The following is a 22073-nucleotide window of genomic DNA, read 5'->3' as shown; positions in this document are numbered from 1 at the left end:
ATGTTCAAAATTAACAAAAAATTAATTTGTACAGTAATGGCTGTAACATTTTGCTTTTCACTTAGTTTTTCTCCAGTTAACAAATCTTATGCTAAAGATTTAGAGAAAACTAAAATCACAGAAGATGTTAAAAATGAGAAACACAAGAAAAAGAATGATACAGTTTATCATACTAACAAGATAAAGTTTACAGCAACAACATCTAGTGGAAAAGCATTAAACTCTGGTGTTTGGGTTATTAAAGATAAAAATAATAATGTGCTAGATACATTTAAAGTATCTAAAAACTCATATATTTTTACAAAGACATTGCCTAATGGTGAATTTTTGTTTGAGCAAAAAACGCCACCGAAAGGTTATTTAAAAGATAATAAGGTTGTGGCGATAAAAACTCCAATACCAGTTAAAAACAAGGGTGATGTTTTTGAGATCTACCCTAAAACAACAAAAGAGATTCCGACAGAATCAAAAGAGACTCCAAAGGAATCAACACAGATATATAAAACAGGAGGATTAGACTTGATCTACCTTTTGGGGGCAATAGCTTTAATTTTCCCTATTGTATTTTCGATTGTTAATTCAAAAAAGAAAAAGGTAGGTGAGAAATAATGGATATTTTCAAGAAAATTAGTAAAACTTTTATAACTTTTTTATTAACGTTAATGCTGATTTTTCAATCAGTAATATCTTCATTTGTTGGAGCTACAACTTCCTTTGCGGGAAATGAACAGAATCTAGCAACAATTACTATAGAAAACACAGAAAATGGTACGTTGTTGTTTGAAAAAACTAGAAACAAATCAATAACTAATAAAAAGGGTTCAAATATTATGGTTTTAGTAAAGCCAAACTTTGGGTATGATACAAAATCGATTAAGATGGAAACAAGCGATAAAAAGGTTTTGGATTTACCAGTTCATGAAGGGAAGGCAAACATTCCTGTTATTAGAAATGCTAAAATATCTGCAAATTTTACAAAATCTAATAGCGAACCGGCTCAAGTTGATGAAGAGGCTAAACAAGATGATTTTAGTTCTAGTATAGAAAAAGAAAAAAAAGAAAACGAAAAAGCTGATAAAGAAGATAAGAGAGATAAAAGTACTAAAGATAGTATTGAGGATTCGAAGATAATTGCTGAAATCCTTTTAAAGTCAGATAGAACAAAAGTAGGTCAAGGTACAAGCGTAGTCGCTAAAGATATTGTCACTGTTGCAAATACAGTAATTAATATGAGAAAAACAAAAGCTCGAAATCTAGACGAGCTTTGGAAAGACAGAGATGGTGACGGAATATCAGATGATTGGATGGCAGTAGAGGGGCAATTTGATAGTATAATCCCATTATACGAAGTAGATGAAAATGCAAATTATTATGTTGCTAAACCTAACTTAGCGAAAATAGAAAATTCACAGTTATTACAATATATAATTGCAGATTCAAACCGTTCTGGTACTCTTTTAAAAACTGTAATATATGAAAAAGAGTCAGGATTATTATATGTTCCTAAAAACATATTATATCCATGCGATATAAAAGATAAAGAAAACAAAAAAGATTTTGCTAGATTAGGAAGAACACGTATTCAGTTTTTATTAGGAATTAATGATGAAATTGATAAAACAAAGACAGATGTAGAAGTTAAGATTGATAAAAATGATTCAGTAAAAGGGGATGTAGTAGTCAGCGGTAAAGCATCAATTAATACAATGTCTGATGATACCAAGATTGTATTAGCAAAAGATAGTGAATCAAAAAAATCAATCAAAGCAAATTCTATAGATGAGATTCGTGTTAACGGTCATGAAGTAAATTTAAATGATGTAACTTATTACGAAAAAGAAGGCGTACTAGAATTACCGTTAAAGCCAGCCCAAGCCGATTCAATTGAAATAAAAATGTCTAATTCTCTTATGAAGGAAATAACCAACACAATAGGTTCATTAACATCTTTTATAAAACCATTGATTTCTTTTGCAGGCGAGCCATCAAAGAAAATTGAAAAGGTAATTTATTTTACATCAACTCCTAGAAAAGGAGATTGGTGGCATCTAAGAGGGGATAATAACACAAGAGACGTAAATGATTACGGAGCAAGGTTTCCAGAACCAGGATACGAGAAAACTTATGCAACTAACACTTATAGTGATTCTAAACAAAGAATAAGGACAACAGTTAAGATGATTTTGCAAAATCAACTTTCTCAAGCAGACGCTGATAGAATTAGTAGAGAAATGGGTACTGAAAGAGGAACACAATATTATAGCAGAAATTCGTATGTGAGTGCTCAGACAGCAACGGGTTCAGGAAATGCAGATATGATTATTAAACAAGGTTTCGGACTAAGTTTAAACTGTGCACATGCAGGCGTAAACGATCAATTTTTATGGGATCCAAATTACGCTAATGAAGGAGCAAGAAGTGATCACGAAGGTGTTGTAGTAAGGCTATTAGATACTGATGGTAGTTCTTGGGCATTATTCGCAGTTGTTTCTCCGTCTCAAAGTACTCAAGCAGGATATGGATTCTTTGGTGCTAATATAAATGTTACGACAACAATAGATGAAGGTGGTGGAGACGATACTGGTGGTGGTAGTGGCAAGTACGGTTTCCGAGTTAAAAAAGTAGATGACGGTACGGGTGAAGCCTTAAGAGGGGCAACATTTAAAGTAACTCAATTACTAACTTGGGGAGAATCTGCTCCTACACAATATAAAACAACAGGATCTAGTGGAATTCTAACATTTGATGGTTTACCAGCGGGAACGTATGAAATAGAAGAGGTAGGGCCACCTACAGGTTATAAAAAAATTGATTCGACACAAACTATAAAATTGCCGGATGAGGATGGATATCGAGTAACATTTAGAAATGTAAGAAAAGAAATACTTCCTCCTCCACCAGTAAGACCACCTAAGAAAGGTGATTATGCTATACTAGTTACAAAAACGGATGGATATACTAACACGCCTATAACAGGTTATGTGACAAGTACAGCCAAATTTAGAGTAACTGATCCGGATGGAAATATAGTATGGGCTAACAAATATCCAAATAGCAGCATGGCAAACGCATATTTAGCTGATGAATCTTCTTATAATAGAGATTTTGAGCTGGATTCAAGTACTGGTTCTTTTGGGATTTTAGGATTAACTAAGAAAGGAACTTATAAGGTTGAAGAAGTCGATGCACCAAGTGGTTATAATAAGAGTTTTACGACTCAAACTGTTAGCGTATCAGATAGTCAAGAAATAGGGTCACTAAGTTTTCCGAACTTTAGGACTCCTACTCCAGAGCCTCCTACTCCAGAGCCTGAACCTAAAGAAACTAAATTGATTTTAGACAAAAAGGATGAAGAAAGTAGATCACCTATAGAAGGAGCTGTCTTTAAACTTTATAAACATTACAATGGTAGAAAAACTGAAATTGAAGTTGCTTCTATTGGAGATGGCGAATATATTGAAGGAAGTCTTGACATATACGGAAGATTAAAAGCACCTTATATGACAACAAATGCAAGAGGTCAGATAAGTGTTAAAATAAAGGATGCTGGAAGCGATTATAAATACAGTTTTGAAGAGGTTAGTCCGGCAGATGGATATTCTATGCCTTATAATCCAGAAACTGATAAAGACTGGGTTGTTGAAGGGTCTTATGAAAACTTCGAGATGACAAACAAGAAGAAAAACAAGGAAACGCCGCCTCCAAGCTCTGGAACAACTAAGATTCTTTTTAGCAAAAAGGATTCAAGAACTGGAAATGCAATACCAGAATCTAAAAGGTATTATGCCGAATTTGAACTAATAGATCCAAATGGTAATGTTGTTCACCTAAGAGAAAATAGAAAAGTAACAAAGAGTGAGTATAATTTCACATTCCCTTATAAAGTTGAAGAATCCAAGTATACGGTAGATAATTATTCTAATAACACAAAGATTAGATTGTCCAATGGTATTACTACCGAGATAAATGGAATTTCAAAACCAGGTAGATATAAGATAAGAGAAATTAAACCTCCAGCAGGATATAAAAAAGCTAATTATCCGGTAGATTTTGAAATTAGTAGAACTGATATTGATCTTGACCTAATGAAGTTTATTGAAATGAACAATGAGCCTGACACACCAATAGATTTAACAATTAGGAAGATAGATTCAACTAATAAAGAATTAATAAAGAATAATTCTGCGAAGTTTAAGTTAGAAGATTCAGAAGGAAATAGAGTTGTATTTAAAGAGATTAGCGAGGGTAATTATGTTGTAGATTACGAGGCCGATTATCCTCAAACAGAAATGAAGCTAGGTAAAGATGGAACGATAAAAATATCTGGATTATATCAAAACGGTATGTATAAGTTAACAGAGTTAGAACAACCGTCAGGTTATGAATTATCGTCATCTCCATTAACATTTAACGTAAAACAAAAACAGAACACGATAAGTTTTGAAAACAAACCTACTCCAAAGCCACAAGATGGTATTATTAGGGTTCATAAAGTCGATACCTATAATGAAAGCAATAAATTAAAGGGTGTTGTTTTTGAATTGTTGGATAGTAATAAAAGAACAATTAGAGTTAAAGAAACTAATGCCGAAGGAATAGCAGAGTTTACAGGTCTTGAATACGGAGAATATTTTATTAGAGAAAAGAAGCCGATAGCGGGTTATGCTTTAAATAGTACTGTTAGAGAAGCAAAAATATACTCATATTATAAAGAACTAGATATTACAGTATATAATAGGAGGGAGTTTGGCTCATTAACTCTTTGGAAGTTTGGAACAGATTCTAAAAAACAAATAGGTAAGGGTGCTTTGTTTAAGCTTTATAGAAAGATAGATAAAGGATCAATTGTAAAAACAGAACAAGTTAATTTATATTTTAATAAAAAAGAAAATAGATATGAGGAATTGGTTCTTAAAGACCAATTAGAAAATCCTTCAGATGCTGAATCTGTTAATAATATCTTAGATATAGGAAAATCAGGGGAAAGTGAAATCTCAGTAAGAGTAAACAGATTAAGTAGCTCGTTATTGGGTGAAAAGGTAAGTTATTATTTTGAAGAAATAAAAGCTCCAGAAGGATATAAGCTTCCGGTAAACCCAAAATCAAGCGAAGTAGAATTAGACAACGATAAGAATAATACGAAGCTAATCAACATGTACAACGAACCTATTGAAAAATATAATATCTTGGTTACTAAGGTGGATTCAACAACGAACAAAGCAATTACAGATGCAACAAAACTTCAAAACGCAGAATTTAGGTTAAAAGACCCAGATGGAAAAGATGTATATATTACGAAAGTATCTGATGGTGTATACAAAAAAGATAGTTCATATAACTATACAATGAAACTTTCAAATGAAGGTAAGTTAAAGATACAAGATTTGGATAAAAAAGGTAAATATACACTAACAGAGGTTAAGGCACCAACTGGATATCAATTGTCTAATACTCCTTTGGTTTGTGATGTAGTGAATAAGGATAACTCTTTTACTTTTAAAAACACACAAATTCCAAAAGATGGAATTGTAAGAATAACGAAAAAAGACCTAAAAACAGGTGATGTTTTATCAGGAGTAGTGTTTGAGTTATTAGATAGCACTAAACAAGTAGTAAAGACAGCAACAACAAATTCGCAAGGTATAGCTGAATTTACGGGCTTAAAGTATGGTAATTACTACGTTAGAGAAAAATCAACAAAAGCAGGATATATACTAAAAACTGATTTAGAACAAGCTAGGATAACAAGCACATATAAAATAGAAAAGCTAACAATCTATAATGAAAAAGAGCTTTATAATTTGTCTGTAACTAAAGTTGATTCTAAAACAGGAAAGGCGATAGTAGATTCAGAAAAACTAAAAAATGCAGAATTTAGATTAAAAGACCCAGATGGAAAAGATGTATATATTACAAAGGTATCTGATGGTGTGTATAAGAAAGATAGTTCATATAACTATACAATGAAACTTTCAAATGAAGGTAAGTTAAAGATACAAGATTTGGATAAAAAAGGTAAATATACATTAACAGAGGTTAAGGCACCAACTGGATATCAATTGTCTAATACTCCTTTGGTTTGTGATGTAGTGAATAAGGATAACTCATTCACATTTAAAAACACACAAATTCCAAAAGATGGTTCAGTAACAATTATTAAAAAGGATTCTAAGAATCAAAAGGTTCTATCAGGAGTTACGTTTGAATTGTTAGACAAGGATAAAAGGTTAATTACGACATCCAAGACAGGATCAACTGGTATAGCTGGATTTAGTAATTTAGAATATGGTAAATATTATATTCGTGAAAAAGAAACTATCAGTGGATATAAACTAGATTCAAGATTACACGAAGTAAATATCAGTAACGCAAAGAAGTCAATTGCATTATCTTTATACAATGAACCTATAGAAAAGACTATAAAAGTAATTAAAAAAGATAATAATGGCGAACTTCTTAAAGATGCTGAATTCACTTTATTTAAGAAAGATGGTTCAAAGTTAACTAAAGTCGAATCAAAAGTAACTAATACGAAAGGTGAAATTGAGTTTTCTAATCTAAGAATAGGTCAATATGTATTAAGAGAAACAAAAGCTCCTAATGGATTTAGACCATATTCTGAAGATATGGAAATCGACTTAACAAAACAAGTGTCTCCGGTTTATACTGTGACATTGAACAACTACAAAGTAGAAGAAAATATACCTTCAACTGGAACTAGGGGAGCTACTATGTTCTTAGCTTCAGGATTAGGTATCATAATGCTAGCATATATCTTTAAAAAGAGAAAAATATTTGCTTAGCTGACAAGAAGAAGATAGTTGAATTGCTATCTTCTTTTTTATTTGCAAAAGGTACAAAATATAGAAATAAAGGATATTGTTGCTGCTCTGATTTTTAGATATAATAAATATACGAAAATAACTTAAAAAGGAGTATTTATGAAAAACAAAAAATTATTAAAAGCAGTGGTAATGTTGTCATTGGCAACTACATTAGCAGTTCCATTTAACACGTTAGCAGATAAACAAGGAGTAAGAATAGATGGTAGAGATAGGTTTGAGGTTGCTATAAATGTGGCAAATAAGTTTTCGGATTCTAAAAGCTGTATCGTACTAAATTACTTAGCATATTCTGACAGTATATCATCTAGCGAAATAGCAAAAGGTGATATGCCAATATACTATACTAAGGCGGATTCTATAGATTCTAATACATTAAAAGATATTAGAAACAAAGGATATAAAAATGTATTTATAATTGGTGGAGAAAAATCAGTTTCAAAAGATGTTGAGAACGAATTGGCAAAAACTTCTAAAATAACTAGAGTTTCTGGTCAAAACAGATATGATGTTAATTATAAGACATTAGATAAAAACAAAGAAAACTTAATTGTAGTAAGTGGAGAAAATTTTGCTGACGGTTTGGTAAGTTCGGCACTTGCACAAATCAAAAATGCAACAATAGCTATCACGCCATCAAATGAGGTTCACGAAAGATTAAGTCAATACTTAAATGTAAATAAAAATTTAAAGAATATTTATATTGTTGGTGGAGAAAAATCTATAACTAAGAGTGTAGAAAACGAGTTATCAAAGTATGCAAATGTACAAAGAATTAGTGGCTCTAATAGATATGAAACATCAGAAAAATTAGCAAAAGAAATTTCTGATAGTAAATACATCGTAGTAAGTGGAGAAAACTTCGCAGATAACTTAGTTGCAGGGTCTCTTGCAAGAAGAGATAAAAGAGCTGTAGTTTTGTCTCCAAGAGTTGATTTTTCAACAATGGTTAGAGATATTGCTAAGAATAAGGATTTTATCGTAATAGGAGGAAATAACTCTATTGATGAAAGTATTTTTGATAAAGATTTAGGTGCTGCTAAAACAGAAACTAAAAAGGTAAAAGTAAAAGAAATAATGCAGTATGCTACGAAAGAAGTTAAAGATTCAACATTAAAACAAGGCGAAAGAAAGACTAAGCAACAAGGAAAAGATGGAGAAAAAGAAGTAGTATATGAAGAAACATTCAAAAATGGTGTTGTTATTAGCAAGAAGAAAGTAAGCGAAAAAACAATAAAAGCACCAGTAGATGAAATAATTTTAGTTGGAACTAAAGTTGATCCTAAAAACCCTGAAGTTACTAAAAGAAGAACAGTTAAAGAAACTATAAAATATGCTACGAAAGAAGTTAAAGATTCAACATTAAAACAAGGCGAAAGAAAGACAAAACAACAAGGAAAAGATGGAGAAAAAGAAGTAGTATATGAAGAAACATTCAAAAATGGTGTTGTTATTAACAAGAAGAAAGTAAGCGAAAAAACAATAAAAGCACCAGTAGATGAAATAATTTTAGTTGGAACTAAAGTTGATCCTAAAAACCCTGAAGTTACTAAAAGAAGAACAGTTAAAGAAACTATAAAATATGCTACGAAAGAAGTTAAAGATTCAACATTAAAACAAGGCGAAAGAAAGACAAAACAACAAGGAAAAGATGGAGAAAAAGAAGTAGTATATGAAGAAACATTCAAAAATGGTGTTGTTATTAACAAGAAGAAAGTAAGCGAAAAAACAATAAAAGCACCAGTAGATGAAATAATTTTAGTTGGAACTAAGGTTGAGAAAAAAGATGAAGTAGTAGTTAAAAAAAGAACTGTTATTGAATCCATAAAACACATAACTAAAGAGGTTAATGATCCAACTTTGAAAAAAGGCGAAAAGAAGACTAAGCAATTCGGGAAAGATGGCAAAAAAGAAGTAGTATATGAAGAAACATTCAAAAATGGTGTTGTTATTAACAAGAAGAAAGTAAGCGAAAAAACAATAAAAGCACCAGTAGATGAAATAATTTTAGTTGGAACTAAAGTTGAGAAGAAAGATAAAGAAGATAAAGAGGTAGTTAAAACAATCACTGAGTATGAAGATATTGATTTTGAAACGGAAAAACAATATGATGAGTATTTAGATAAAGGTAAAACAGAAATAATTCAAAAGGGAGAAAAAGGGAAAAAAGAAATAGAATATTATGTTGTTTATAAAAATAATAAAGAAATTAGCAGATCAGTTAAGCATATTAAGACGATAAAAGTTCCTATCAATGAAATAATCAAAATTGGAACAAATGAAGATAGAAATATAATAGAACCAATTCCAACAACAGATGAAGAATTGTTTAATTACTACAATGTAGATTATAATGAACCTCTTAGCAAAGGAGAAAATGACATATTAACTGAAGTTAATAGAATTAGAAAAGAGAATGGGTTGTCCGCATTAAAGGTTTCTAAAACATTAACAAGAACAGCTAGAATTCACGCAAGAGATTCGGCAATTCTTAACGAAACAACACACGATTGGTCGCCAAAAGTAAAAGAATTATCTGAAAGGTTAAAATTTATGAAAAGACAACTAGGAGCAGAGGTAACATTGGCTGCAAGTTGGGATGAAGATGCTTCTTCTATTATACAACGATTTATGAATTCTCCAGAACACAGAAAGATTTTATTAAAGAATAATGTGGAAAATATAGGTATAGGAAGATATGATAGCAAGTTTGATTTTAATAAAGATGGAAAGGTTGAACCGACATCCAGAATATTTATAAGGGTATATGAACAAGATGAAAACCTTGACTATATCCCAGACTAAAACCACTTGTTAAAATTTTATATAAACCTTATAGAGCACCTTGTGTAATACGGGGTGCTTTACATAATTTTATTCAACTTCTTGTGATATAATTAAAGAAATGTTAGATAAGAGGTAAAAGGGAATGTTTTATGATAATCAAGATGAAGAACAAAAGCAATTATATATCAAGATGTTGCAGGTTACTTGTTCTTTGTCAAATTTGTTTTCTGATTCTGTAAATCCGTTTTTGTATTATAGGGCTATGGAAAATATATTTTGTAAGGCATTTAATGCAAAAAATTATGCAAGAAGTGATATTACGATTGATTCTGGGAAAAACAATGTCGGCATAGGGCTAAAAACATTTTTGCATAATAATGGCAAAACGCTTCAAAAAATAGCTGAATTTAATAAGGAATCAAATGTATTGACAGGTTTAAAGCCAGAAGAAATAGCTTTAAAAGTTTCTGAGATGAGAAACGAAAGAATATTAATAGCACAAAGAATATGTAAAATAGATGAGGTAATGTATCATTTACTAACAAGAAAGTCAGGCATTGTTGGTATCTATGAAGAACCTATGGATTTTATAGATATTAACAATATTATCAATGTAAAGGCTAAGGATAAGATTATTTCTTTCGAAGATGGTATTCATGAATATAGCTTTAACGGTTCAAAAAGTACGCTTTTTAAAAGGTTTTATACATTAAATAATTCTTTAATAGAGGAATTTGATGTTGAGATTTTAGAAAATCCGATTGATTTTTTATTAGGATTGCAAGGTAATAAAGAAAAAATCGGAGATTTACAAGAAAAAAGTGAAATAAAAGATTACATAATATTACCTTTATATAGCCCTTCGACAGGGGAAGTACAACTAAAATCTGGGCTTAATCAATGGAACGCAAATGGGAGAGCGAGAGATCCTAATGAAGTGTATATAAATATTCCAGCGTGGATTCATAGGTGCAAGAAAGGATTCTTTAATTATGTAACAAGCGATTTTAAGACAGATTCTTTTGATGTGAAATTACCAAGTGGAGATATTTTAAATATGAAAGTCGCACAACAAGGTGGTAAAGCATTGATGAGCAATCCTAATAAAGCATTGGGGTATTGGATTTTAAGGGAAATATTAAAAATTAAAGAAGGGGAAATTCTAACAAAAACAAAGCTGGATATTATAGGAATAGATAGCGTAATGCTTTCAAAAAATATAAATGGTGAATATTCTCTAGATTTCTTAAAATCTGGTAGTTATGAAGAATTTGAAAGGGAGTATAAAAAATAATCATATTTTGGTTATTTTTTATGGTAATATTTGCGGCGTGCCGCAATTAAGGAGAAAGTAATGAATAACAAAGTTATTAGCTTATTTGCTGGTGTAGGTGGAATTGATATAGGTTTTGAAAAGGCAGGATTTGAAACTATTTACGCTAACGAAATTGATGAAAAGGCTAGACAAACATATAAATTAAATTTTCCAGAAGTATTTTTGGATTCAAGAGATATACGAGATGTTCAAAAAGATGATATACCTCACGAGGCAAGTGTTGTTGTTAGCGGTTTTCCATGTCAGTCTTTTTCTATAGCGGGATATAGAAAAGGATTAGAAGATGAAAAGAATGGTGATTTGTTTTTTGAGACATTACGAGTTGCTAAAGAGGTAGAAGCTGATGTAATTTTCTTAGAAAACGTTAAAAACTTAGTAGGACATGATAGAGGTAAAACATTTAGGATAATGCTGGATGCTTTAGAAAGCAATGGCTATTATGTAGACTATAAAGTATTAAATGCAACGGAGTTTGGGAATATACCTCAAAATAGAGAAAGAATCTACATAGTTGCTTTTAGAGATAAAAATTGTCTAGATAACTTTGAGTTTCCTAAACCTATTGAATTAACAACAACAATTAGAGATTTTATAGATTTTGAAAATAAGAAAGATACTTCGTTTTACTATACTGAAAAAAGCTTCAAGCAATATGATGAATTGAAATTTGGAATGGATGAACAAGATACTGTTTATCAATGGCGTAGGAAATATGTTAGAAAGAATATGAGTGGTGTTTGTCCGACCCTAACAGCTAATATGGGAACAGGAGGACACAATGTGCCTCTTATTATTACCGATACAGGCGAATATAGGAAATTAACACCTAAAGAAACGTTCAATTTACAAGGATTTCCGAAGAATTATAAGCTTCCAGATATTGCTAAAAGCCATCTATACAAACAGGCTGGTAATTCAGTTGTTGTTCCAGTAATAACAAGAATTGCAAAAAATATTATGAAAAGTATAGAAAAATGTAATAAAAAAGAAGTTCAGAGAGAAACAGCCAGATGTTAATAGTCTGGTTGTTTTTTTGTTGTTATCAATATTTCGTAAAATTTTTTCTAAAATTTCCAACACCTCTTATTTGTGGGTATAACATTAGTGAACATTATATGATAAGGAGATTGAAATGATAATTATAGGTTTATTTTTAATAATGTTGGCGGGGTTAATAACGGGATATCCAATTGTGCTTATCAAAAAAGGTGAACAAGGTAGAATAACGGATATTTTCATGGAGAAAAAGATCTATTTCATAATATCATCTGCTGTGTTAGCCTTGTTAGGCATAGGATTAATTGTAATCTTTTTTGTAAAAGCACCGAATGATAGGGATAAAGAAATAGAAAGAATAAAGCAAGAACAGAAACTTGAAAAAGAGGGTAAGTCAGGTCAAAAAGATGAGGAGCTAGAAAATCAGGATAAGACAAAAATATCTGATAGGCTTAAAAAAAGAGAAATTGAAGATGATGATAGTTTAGAGACAACAGAAATGACTAAACAAGAAAAAGAAAAGGCTGATATGATAAGTAATGCAGATGAAAATAGCTTAGCTGATTCTATATCATCAGACCCTTCTAAAAAATTCTTTGTTGTAGAAACCAAGCTAATGCCTTACGAGAACTATAAGGAAATTCAAAGCTTTACAGAAAAAGAGCCAAAACGTCAAATGAGTTATGGTAAAGGTATTTGGAAAGGAACGTTGAGCTATTTTGTTAAAGAAATAAGTCCAGCAGGAGATACCCAAATTAAGATTTATCCAGCTAATTATGTGTCTGTTAAATCCGACCTTACAAAAGATATGGAGGCTTCTATTATTAAATATTACGAAGTAGTACAAACAGGTATAAAAGATAATGAGCCAATCTTAATGAAAAAATTGAGAAAACTTCAATTAAATGTTCCAAATGATACGAAGATTATAGATATGGATTTGGATAACGGACAAATCCAAAATACTAATACTAAAGATACAAAGCAAAAAGAAGAAAAGGTAAAATCAGGAGATAAGAACAGGTAATGGAAATATGTAAAATAGTGTACAAAAGCGGAATAATGTAATTAAGTGGGTGAAATAAAATGTTAATAACCTACAAAACAGAGATTAAGCCTAATCCTGAACAAGTTATTAAGATTAAGCAAACTATGGGCGTATGTAGGTTTATATATAATTTTTATATTGTTGAAAATCAGAAAGCCTATAAAAACAATATGCCTTTTATAACAGCTTTTAATTTTTCTAAATGGTTGAATAACGTGTTTATTCCAAATAATCTAAATTATTCATGGATCAGGGATGTGTCTTCAAAATCTGTAAAGCAAAGCATTGTTTGTGCAGAAAGAGCTTTTAAGAGGTTCTTTAAAAAAGAATCTAAATTTCCTAGATTTAAAAAGAAAAACAAATCTAATGTAAAGATGTATTTTGTTAGAAATAACAAAGGAGATTGTTTATGTGAAAGACATCGTATTAAAATCCCAACACTAGGTTGGATTAAGATAAAAGAAAAAGGTTATATACCCACAAGTAAAGATGATTATGTAGTAAAAAGTGGGGCTATATCATATAAGGCTGGTAGATATTATATATCGTGTCTAGTTGATATAGAAGAACCTCCAAAACAAATATTAAAACCTTTTGGTCTAGGAATTGACCTTGGATTAGAAAAGTTTGCTGTAATAAGTAATGGCAATGTTTATAAAAACATAAACAAGTCAAAGAAAATAATTAAATTAGAGAAAAAATTAAGACATGAGCAAAAATGCTTATCAAGGAAATATGAACAATTAAAAAATAATAAGAAAGGAGAGTCTACTCATAAAAACATACTAAAGCAAATAGCTAAGGTACAAAAAACACATTTAAAATTAAGCAATATCAGAACAGATTATATAAACAAAATAATAAATGAGCTAGTGAAAACCAAACCAGCATACATTGTTATTGAAAATTTAAACATATCTGGGATGATCAAAAATAGATATTTATCTAAATCTATAAGCAATCAAAGATTCTATGAATTTAGACAAAAACTATTTAATAAATGTAATTTTCATGGTATTGAATTAAGAATAGCAGATAGGTTCTATCCATCAAGTAAGACATGTCATAGTTGTGGTAGTATTAAAAAAGATTTAAAACTATCAGATAGAATATATAAATGTCCTACATGTGGTGAAATCATCGATAGAGACCTTAATGCAAGCTTAAATCTAAGAGATACCACATCTTATAAAATAGCATAATAAAAAAAGCTATATAAGATATGTACCGATGGCTAGTCGGGAATTGACGACTGTGGAGTGTACAAGAACTTGTTAGTAGCAAAATCTTTGCAAAAGCATACACAATGAAGCAGTAATTTATCTCGATGTAGACTTATTTGTCTATGTTTTGAGTAGCAGATAATAAAATTGAAAACAAAGAAGATACTAAAAAGTAGTGAATTTATTAAAGAAAATTTATCAAAAATTTTATTAAGTATTTTTGTCATATCGTTGATGTTGTCTTTGAGTATTATAACTAATTCAAAAGCTTTAGATAAAAACGAGGCAGTAACGCAAAAAATAGAAAACAAACAGTACAGAATAATCAATGACTTAAATAATATAAAGATTAAGGGAAGCGAAAACTCTAATGCCTTTAAATTATACAAGTATAATATTCAGTTAAAAGAGCTTTATAATAACTTAAAAGAATATAAAGAATCGATAGAAAACATTATGAAAAAGAAGTTTACTATCACAACTGATGAGAATAGCTTAAAAGATATTGATATGAAAAAATCCGAGATTGAAAGTCTAACTGAAAAAGAGATTTCAGATTATATAGCATTAAGAGAAAAAGCTATAAAAACTATGAACAAAGATTACGAAAATCTAATGAGTTCGTTTAAAAGCTATTTGGAAGAAAATAATATAAAGTCAAATACGAATGAGATAGGGAGATAGAAATGTTCGAGATTAATGTATATACAACAAATGATGATCCTTTATACGATAAAACTATTAAGTGTATAAAAGATGTACTAGGAGAAGAGGATTTCAATACTTATGTAAGGGTTTTGAACATAGCTAAAAATGAAGTTTCAAAAGAGTTTCTTTTAGAAAACAAGATTAATTGTGTTCCAGTTGTAAGATGTAACAATTATTTAGTTGTTGGCTATGATCCAGAAAAGATTGAAAAATATATTAATAAAGGCTTCGATGAATATATGCAAAGTAAAAAGTAGAATCATATCAACAAAAGAATCGTCTCGTAAGGGGCGACTTTTTTGTTTGGGGATAATTAAATGCAATTTATTCTGTCACATATTTCATCTTTGAAAAGGGTAAAGCAAAAAAGAAAGTACATCGAAATGGCTGTTTTTCTACGTTCCTATAAGCGTTATTAAGTTATATTAATCCAGACAAAAAGATATATTTTTAACATTACAAATTAGCTAATTTATAGCACATATAATGAAATCAAATAGGAGGTTTATTGTATGGGAGAATATATAAAATTTGAAAATTACGAAGGAAGTAATTTAAATGATGAACTAAAAAATCTTATATCAAGTGTTGAAGAAATAGCTGATTTTTATGTGGATTTTAAAAATGATTATAATGAGGACAGCTTAACTTCTCAAACTACAGAAGAACAAGCAAAGACCGTACTTACTCAACATCTAGATGAATTAAAGAAAGCAAATATATCACCAATTGAAATGGATAAAGCTATAAGTGATCTTATAGGTAATGATTATATAAAAAAAGAAGAAAAGGTTAATACTCTAGGTAAGAAAAATAGTTTATTAAACGATTTAAACCTAAATGATACAAAAGAAGATAGAGAAAAAGCTAGTAAAGTATTAAATAAATTTTTTGATCTTGACACTATTTCAAAAGAGGTGTTCTTAGGATTAAGAAAAGGCGAAAAGCGTTCAAATATAGATTATGGTTCTTATGTAGAAGATCCTAGTATATTTTATAAAGTCAATAAAGATGTTAAGGCTTCTAATATTGGAATGGAGCCAGAAGATGTTATTTCAGATCTTTGTCAACGTGTATATTCAAGAATTAAAGACGGATTGAATTTGAATTTATTAAATAAATCTTTTCAAGATGGAACAACTAATGTAGAAGAAAATACAAAGAAAGATACATTAAAGTTTAGCAAAGAGGAAATAGAAGAAATAGAAAAGCTTGCAAGTGATTTTGCGAACAATAAGATAAAATTAAATGATTTAACACCAGAACAAAGTAATTTAAGACAATCTTTTATAAATTCTATAGCAAGATATACTAGAAGTTCTTCATTAGCTGAAATTGGAACGGTAATAAGTAGAAGTGAAGAAACAAGAATAAATAGTAGAATTTCTTCAACATTAGCCGATAGTCAACAATACATTAAACAAGCAATGAGTATTTTAAAGGAACAAAACAAAGAGATTAATCAAGAAAATGTTAAGACTGTAGCCAATGAAATATGTTCTGATAAGGGTATAAAACTAAAAATATCCGACAGAACCGTTAATGAATACTTTGCTAAGGAAGAAATAAATAGAAACACAAAGAGTATTAACGATACAGTAACAAATGAATCAGATTCAGTAGAATTAAGCGAACGTATTGAAAATAGCAAATATCCATCACCTAGTGAAACTTTAATGCAAAGTTGTGAAAGAGCTGAAAAGTTTATGTTTATGACGAACAAAAACATGCTTGCTTATCAAATAGCTGAATATTTCAAAGACAATATGAGAACGAACAGTAATGAGGCTGGACTTACTAAAGATCACGTCTTAGAACAATTAAAAATAGAATTGGGAATTAACAAAGTAGAATACAACGAAAAGACACAACAAGAAGAATTAGTAATTCCTAATGAAAAGTTGAATAGAGACTTTGATGATTTAATAAACGCTTCTTTAGAAGATTTCAAAACAATTAAAGAAGAATTTCAAGTAGAACACGAAAAACAATTAAAAGAATTAACTAATAAACTAGACAAGATGTATTTAACATCAGATAGAGATAAAATAGATTATATAACATTTAATCAAAATTATATAAATATCGTAAAAGAAAGAAACGAGCAAACAATAGCTGATGTTATAAACGAATATAATCAAACATCTGTAGAGGGTTTAACAGCTAGTGATTTGGCAGATCAAATCAACATGAAACTTAAAGATAATATAAATCACGATACATCAAAGTGTAAAGATGTTTATATTGCACACTCAATGAAAAACTACGAACAAGCAATAAAATCACAAGATACTTATATATCTCAACGTTCATTACCCGATATTATACAAGCAACTACTGGTAATTACGAGGTTAAGGTTAATAGCAATGATTTTTCAGAAAACTCACTAGAGGCTGTATCAAAGCTAGATAGATTTGTGGACTTCAGAGATGAAAATAACGAATTGACAGCCTTGGCCATGGATATATATGGTAATAATACAAGCTTCGATAATATTAAACAAGCATTTGAAAAAGAAAATGTTGTATGCTATATAGCTGAAACAGAAGAAAACATGTTAAAAGATAAGGTAGATAACGAAAATCTTGAAAATCATTACAAGGTTATTATTCCGTTAGATAAGCCTGTTGAAATTGGCTATAACAATTCTAAGGTTGGTTGTAATGAAAGAAATAAAATAGAGCTATTCGTTAGCGATATTATGGATAAAGTAGAAAATCTATCACAAAAGAATAAAGGGGAAATAACAAGCGTAAATATATCGCATGTTAATACTTCAGAACTTTATAAAGCTAATACATTTTTAGATGATGGCTTAAAAAATAATAGGCAAGATTTTCTAATCCAATCTCAAAAGCAATTTAATCCAACAGAATACTGTAAAAAGCACGATTATCTAAAAGACGATGGTTTTGTTAATACGATAGCTGATATAAAAGAAAGTTCTTTAAGTGAACCTAGAGATGTATATAATAATTTACTATCTAACATGACAAAGAACTTATCTATAGAAAAAGAATTAAAGGTTGTTAATAGTGGTTTGAATGAAATCACAAACACAATCAAGAATAAAATGATTGAATTACAAGAACATGCTAAAGAATCTGTTGAAAATCTTCGAGAAGGTTTAGACCACGATTCTTATGATGATAGAAATTTATCTGACAATATAAAAAGAGAACAAGATGGATTCGAAATGGCGTAAAAGCTATATCCGATAGAGAATCCGTTTCATAATATACTCTCCAAAGGATAGCATTGCCCTCAACTTTTGTTGAGGGTCATTTGCTGTCTAGAAATAGAATATATGGTATACTTAAAATATAGTTTGCGGTACATATATTAGAAAAATCGATATATTTGTGTGTGGGAATTTTTCCGATATTAAACATACAAAATAAAATACAATAATTAAAATGGGTGGTGAATTAAGTGAGCGTAGATTTAGCAACAGAATTAAGAGAATATACAAAACTAGATTATAAAGGTAATAATTGCTACAAAATAAGAGCGAGATTAATTAGACAATTAAAAGAAGGTAAAGATATAGAAAAAGATAATATATTGGATTCTGAAAGAACTGGCAATGGTTTATATCTTAAACCTGCTTTTCTTAGTAATATGGCATTTAAGGTCAATTACAAAGAAATAAACAGAGCATTAGAAACTGATGATAAAGTTCAGGATTATCAAGCTGTTGAGCTCAAAGTACAGCCTAAATATGCCACAGTAAAAGCTATTATTAAAGGTGAAACTAAAGAAGATCAAAGGGCTATAAGTTCTATTAGCACATATGAAAAATATAATGTTGGATTTAATTCTAATTTTGACAGGGGAAATTCACTATTGAAATTAGAGTTTTTCGACAAATCAGTAAATGAGAATGACAAGGATCTTGACGATAGAGTTCTTTTTGCGATTTACTTAGTTCCTGTAAAAGAGAATCTAATTTCACAATCAAAGGTTGGATTTTTTAAGTATGTTAAGACTATGGAATTTGTATTTGCAATGAGAGTAGATTTCTCATTGATTAGCGAAAAGGTAGAAAATAGTGATGGTATTATCTATAAGACAGAGTTAAAAGCTGTTAAGGATATAAACCAACAAAAAAATAAAGATAAGGAGCTTGAAAAAGATATGACAGGTCTTGATATTTACGAAGGTTCTCAAAATCCAGAAGAAACGCTTAATTCTTTAATTGGATTAGGAGAAGTAAAAACACAAATAGAGACATTTAAAAACAGAATAATGTTCCAAAATAAGATGAAACAACTAGGTAACGATCAACTTACTTCAGGCTTTAATAATCACATGATATTCTACGGGGAACCAGGTACTGGTAAAACAACTGTTGCTAGAATTATAGCAGGGTTATTATACAAATTAGGCATAACTAGAAAGAATAGATGCGTTCAAGTTAATGGTGAATCGTTAAAGGCTGAATATGTAGGTCAAACAGCACCAAAAGTACAAAAGGTTATAGATGCAGCAGTAGGTGGGGTATTATTTATAGACGAAGCTTACGCACTAAATGATGTTCATTACGGTAAAGAAGCTGTAAATGTTCTTTTGCAAAACATGGAAGATAAAAAAGATGATTTAGTAATCATTCTAGCAGGTTATGAAAATGATATGCAAGACCTTATGAATGTTAACCCGGGTTTGAAATCAAGAATAGGTTATTGGATTAAGTTTGAAAGCTATAATGCAAATGAGCTTCTTGATATATTCAAGTTTTCACTTAAGAAGAAAGGTCTTGGTCTAAGCAGTGACTGTGAAAAGCCGTTATTATATGTATTAGATCAATATCACAAGATGGGTAAAACAACGGGGGTTGCTGGTAATGCGAGATTCATAAATAAAATGGTTAATGACATCATCGACAATCACGCTAAAAACTGTATGTCAGGCGTTATTCCTGAAAGTGGTTTCATGGATATCCAAATAGTTGATCTAAAGGATTATATGCAATAATAGTTTCACAAAACAAAGATAGAGTAAAGTTCAACGACTATCCATCGTGAGCGGAGTAGGATACAAGCTATAGGTATTTGAAGTGGTTTCGCCTAAACAGATAAAGCTGTAGGATAAGATATAGTCTGTGATTTAGTGAAAGCTAAAGAAGTTCATAAGAGAACTGTATAAAGTGTAGCGACTTTGTATGAACGAGACTTCCCATAGTTATGGGGTTTTTAAAATTTTAAAAATTAAAAATACTTTTACTGTATATGTACATTTCTAGTAAAATATGTTATAATATCACTATAGAAGGGTGGTGAATATAATGTATTTAACTATGAAACAGCAAGTAAAACAATTAACTAAGGAAGATTATAAAAATTTAAAATTGTTATCTCATATAGCTAAGAATTTAGCAAATGAAGCGATATATAATGTAAGACAATATTACTTTCAAGAAAGTGAATATTTAAACTATGAAAAAAATTATGTGTTGCTTAAAAATAGTATTAACTACAAAATGTTAAATTCTAATATGGCTCAACAAATTTTAAAAGAGGTAGATGGATCTTTTAAATCCTTTTTTGGATTAATTAAATTAGCTAAAAAAGGAAAATATAATTTTAGAGACATAAAACTTCCTAATTATCTTCCTAAAGATGGTTTTAGCACATTGATTATAGGTTTTGTGAGGATAAAAGGAAATAAATTAACTATTCCTTATTCTAATGCTTTTAAAAAAGAACATAAAAGCATTGAAATTAACATTCCACCTAAACTTATCGATAAAAAGATAAAAGAGATAAGAATAATACCGAAATCAAAAGCTAGGTTCTTTGAAATTCAATATATTTATGAAGTAGAAGAGGTTCAAAGCAATTTAGATAAAAAACAAGCACTAGCGATAGACTTTGGTATAAACAATCTTGCAACTTGTGTAACATCACAAGGAAAGTCTTTTATCATAGATGGAAGAAAGTTAAAATCTATAAATCAATGGTATAACAAAGAAAATAAGAGATTACAAAGAATAAAAGATAAACAAGGTTATAAAGCAAAGTATACCAATAGACAATTAAAAAATGTTATGAATAGAAATAATAAGATAAATGATTACATGAATAAAACAGCTAGACTAATCATAAGCTATTGTTTAGAACATAACATTGGAAATATTGTGTGTGGCTACAACGAAACTTTTCAAAGAAGTTCCAATCTTGGAAAGAAAAACAATCAATCATTTACACATATTCCGTTTGGTAAGCTTAGAGAAAAAATAGAATATCTTTGTAATTTGTATGGCATAGCATTTACTAAACAAGAAGAAAGTTATACATCTAAAGCAAGTTTTTTTGATAAAGACAACATTCCTTTATACAATGACGATAACCCTAAAGAATATATGTTTAGTGGTAAAAGAATCAAAAGAGGATTGTATAAAACAAAGGATGGAAAACTATTAAATGCAGATGTAAATGGTGCGTTAAATATACTTAGTAAAAGTAAAGTTGTAGACTTAACAGTCTTATACAATAGAGGCGAACTGGGCACGCCTATAAGAATAAGGGTTGCATAACAACCAAACTTCTTAAATGAAATTTTTAAAGTTTTTAGAACCCTGTGACGTCAGTCATGGGAGGTTCAGGGACATTCAAATAGTCGATCTAAAGGACTATATGCAATAATAGTTTCACAAAACAAAGTAGTGGTCGCATTATAGCAACCACTACTTCTTAAAATCGGAGGGTAATTTATATGTTTCAAAAATCTTTTTTTTGATTTTTAAAATATTTTTATTAGCTGTTTTAAATTCTGATACAAGTTCTTCTTCAAGGTTATCAAGCTTTTCGATAACCTCTTTTTTAATTTCTAGGTAATCTTCTTTGGAAAGGTTGCTTTCTTCTAATTTTTTCGAATAAAAGTTTTTTATTTCATTTTTTATTTCATTAGTATTGTTCAATAGTTCACTAAATTCAAAAGAATCTATTATTTCGTCATTTTTAATAGATTTACTGCTGCCGATATTAACTTTAAATATTATAGGGTTTGCTAAACGATATTGTAAATATTTAGTGAAAGATGGAATAATGTTTTTCACGTTTTTGTGATGTTCTTTTAAAATCTTTTCTTGTTCTTCATTAAGTGTTACTTGAAATCTCTTAGTCATGTTTTT

13 protein-coding genes are annotated in these 22073 nt (G+C 29.7%); 12 read left to right on the top strand and 1 reads right to left on the bottom strand.

Going from position 1 to position 22073, the window contains the following annotated elements:
• The 12 genes from FMG_RS09270 to FMG_RS09215 all read left to right on the top strand — a co-directional run bounded on the left by FMG_RS09270 (position 1) and on the right by FMG_RS09215 (position 21476).
• On the top strand, positions 1 to 609 hold the full coding sequence (locus FMG_RS09270) for a SpaA isopeptide-forming pilin-related protein (protein WP_012289959.1): 609 nt from the start codon (positions 1 to 3) through the stop codon (positions 607 to 609).
• On the top strand, positions 609 to 6803 hold the full coding sequence (locus FMG_RS09265; RefSeq protein ID WP_012289958.1) for a SpaA isopeptide-forming pilin-related protein: 6195 nt from the start codon (positions 609 to 611) through the stop codon (positions 6801 to 6803). The genes FMG_RS09270 and FMG_RS09265 overlap by 1 nt, the downstream gene beginning before the upstream one ends.
• A gap of 138 nt (positions 6804 to 6941) precedes the next feature.
• Positions 6942 to 9647, top strand: a complete 2706-nt coding sequence (locus FMG_RS09260) for a G5 domain-containing protein (protein ID WP_012289957.1) — start codon at positions 6942 to 6944, stop codon at positions 9645 to 9647.
• A gap of 124 nt (positions 9648 to 9771) precedes the next feature.
• A complete protein-coding gene (locus FMG_RS09255) occupies positions 9772 to 10923 on the top strand; it encodes a restriction endonuclease PLD domain-containing protein (RefSeq protein ID WP_012289956.1) in 1152 nt (383 codons plus the stop codon).
• Positions 10924 to 10983: 60 nt separating this feature from the next.
• Positions 10984 to 11982 carry a DNA cytosine methyltransferase gene (locus tag FMG_RS09250; RefSeq protein ID WP_012289955.1) on the top strand — a complete coding sequence of 333 codons (999 nt, stop codon included), beginning with the start codon at positions 10984 to 10986 and terminating at the stop codon, positions 11980 to 11982.
• Positions 11983 to 12097: 115 nt separating this feature from the next.
• Complete coding sequence (locus FMG_RS09245) at positions 12098 to 12988, top strand: hypothetical protein (protein ID WP_012289954.1); 891 nt, start codon at positions 12098 to 12100, stop codon at positions 12986 to 12988.
• Positions 12989 to 13047: 59 nt separating this feature from the next.
• Positions 13048 to 14211, top strand: a complete 1164-nt coding sequence (locus FMG_RS09240; RefSeq protein WP_012289953.1) for an RNA-guided endonuclease InsQ/TnpB family protein — start codon at positions 13048 to 13050, stop codon at positions 14209 to 14211.
• 168 nt (positions 14212 to 14379) lie between these two features.
• Positions 14380 to 14916: a hypothetical protein gene (locus FMG_RS09235; protein WP_012289952.1), complete on the top strand. Its 537-nt coding sequence runs from the start codon at positions 14380 to 14382 to the stop codon at positions 14914 to 14916.
• Between the two features lie 2 nt (positions 14917 to 14918).
• On the top strand, positions 14919 to 15197 hold the full coding sequence (locus FMG_RS09230) for a hypothetical protein (RefSeq protein ID WP_012289951.1): 279 nt from the start codon (positions 14919 to 14921) through the stop codon (positions 15195 to 15197).
• A gap of 255 nt (positions 15198 to 15452) precedes the next feature.
• Positions 15453 to 18146, top strand: coding sequence for a hypothetical protein (locus tag FMG_RS09225; RefSeq protein ID WP_012289950.1), 2694 nt, complete (start codon positions 15453 to 15455; stop codon positions 18144 to 18146).
• A gap of 227 nt (positions 18147 to 18373) precedes the next feature.
• The gene (locus FMG_RS09515; RefSeq protein WP_012289949.1) at positions 18374 to 19915 is read left to right on the top strand and encodes an AAA family ATPase; all 1542 of its coding nucleotides are present in this window, start codon (positions 18374 to 18376) and stop codon (positions 19913 to 19915) included.
• Positions 19916 to 20225: 310 nt separating this feature from the next.
• A complete protein-coding gene (locus tag FMG_RS09215; RefSeq protein ID WP_012289948.1) occupies positions 20226 to 21476 on the top strand; it encodes an RNA-guided endonuclease InsQ/TnpB family protein in 1251 nt (416 codons plus the stop codon).
• A gap of 150 nt (positions 21477 to 21626) precedes the next feature.
• Here the strand turns inward: FMG_RS09215 and FMG_RS09210 are convergent, their stop codons facing one another.
• Positions 21627 to 22067, bottom strand: a complete 441-nt coding sequence (locus tag FMG_RS09210; protein ID WP_012289947.1) for a hypothetical protein — start codon at positions 22065 to 22067, stop codon at positions 21627 to 21629.
• Between the last annotated feature and the right edge of the window lie 6 nt (positions 22068 to 22073).

The sequence above is a fragment of the Finegoldia magna ATCC 29328 genome, from assembly GCF_000010185.1.
In the GTDB taxonomy this organism is placed as follows: domain Bacteria; phylum Bacillota; class Clostridia; order Tissierellales; family Peptoniphilaceae; genus Finegoldia; species Finegoldia magna_H.
Note: the sequence above shows the minus strand (reverse complement) of the source record. Positions and strands in the feature narration are given on the sequence as shown.

Bases quoted from the DNA above. Each gene is read 5' to 3' on its own strand.
- FMG_RS09270 (WP_012289959.1), top strand. From the start codon at position 1: ATGTTCAAAATTAACAAAAAATTAATTTGTACAGTAATGGCTGTAACA.
- FMG_RS09265 (WP_012289958.1), top strand. From the start codon at position 609: ATGGATATTTTCAAGAAAATTAGTAAAACTTTTATAACTTTTTTATTA.
- FMG_RS09260 (WP_012289957.1), top strand. From the start codon at position 6,942: ATGAAAAACAAAAAATTATTAAAAGCAGTGGTAATGTTGTCATTGGCA.
- FMG_RS09255 (WP_012289956.1), top strand. From the start codon at position 9,772: ATGTTTTATGATAATCAAGATGAAGAACAAAAGCAATTATATATCAAG.
- FMG_RS09250 (WP_012289955.1), top strand. From the start codon at position 10,984: ATGAATAACAAAGTTATTAGCTTATTTGCTGGTGTAGGTGGAATTGAT.
- FMG_RS09245 (WP_012289954.1), top strand. From the start codon at position 12,098: ATGATAATTATAGGTTTATTTTTAATAATGTTGGCGGGGTTAATAACG.
- FMG_RS09240 (WP_012289953.1), top strand. From the start codon at position 13,048: ATGTTAATAACCTACAAAACAGAGATTAAGCCTAATCCTGAACAAGTT.
- FMG_RS09230 (WP_012289951.1), top strand. From the start codon at position 14,919: ATGTTCGAGATTAATGTATATACAACAAATGATGATCCTTTATACGAT.
- FMG_RS09225 (WP_012289950.1), top strand. From the start codon at position 15,453: ATGGGAGAATATATAAAATTTGAAAATTACGAAGGAAGTAATTTAAAT.
- FMG_RS09215 (WP_012289948.1), top strand. From the start codon at position 20,226: ATGTATTTAACTATGAAACAGCAAGTAAAACAATTAACTAAGGAAGAT.
- FMG_RS09210 (WP_012289947.1), bottom strand. From the start codon at position 22,067: ATGACTAAGAGATTTCAAGTAACACTTAATGAAGAACAAGAAAAGATT.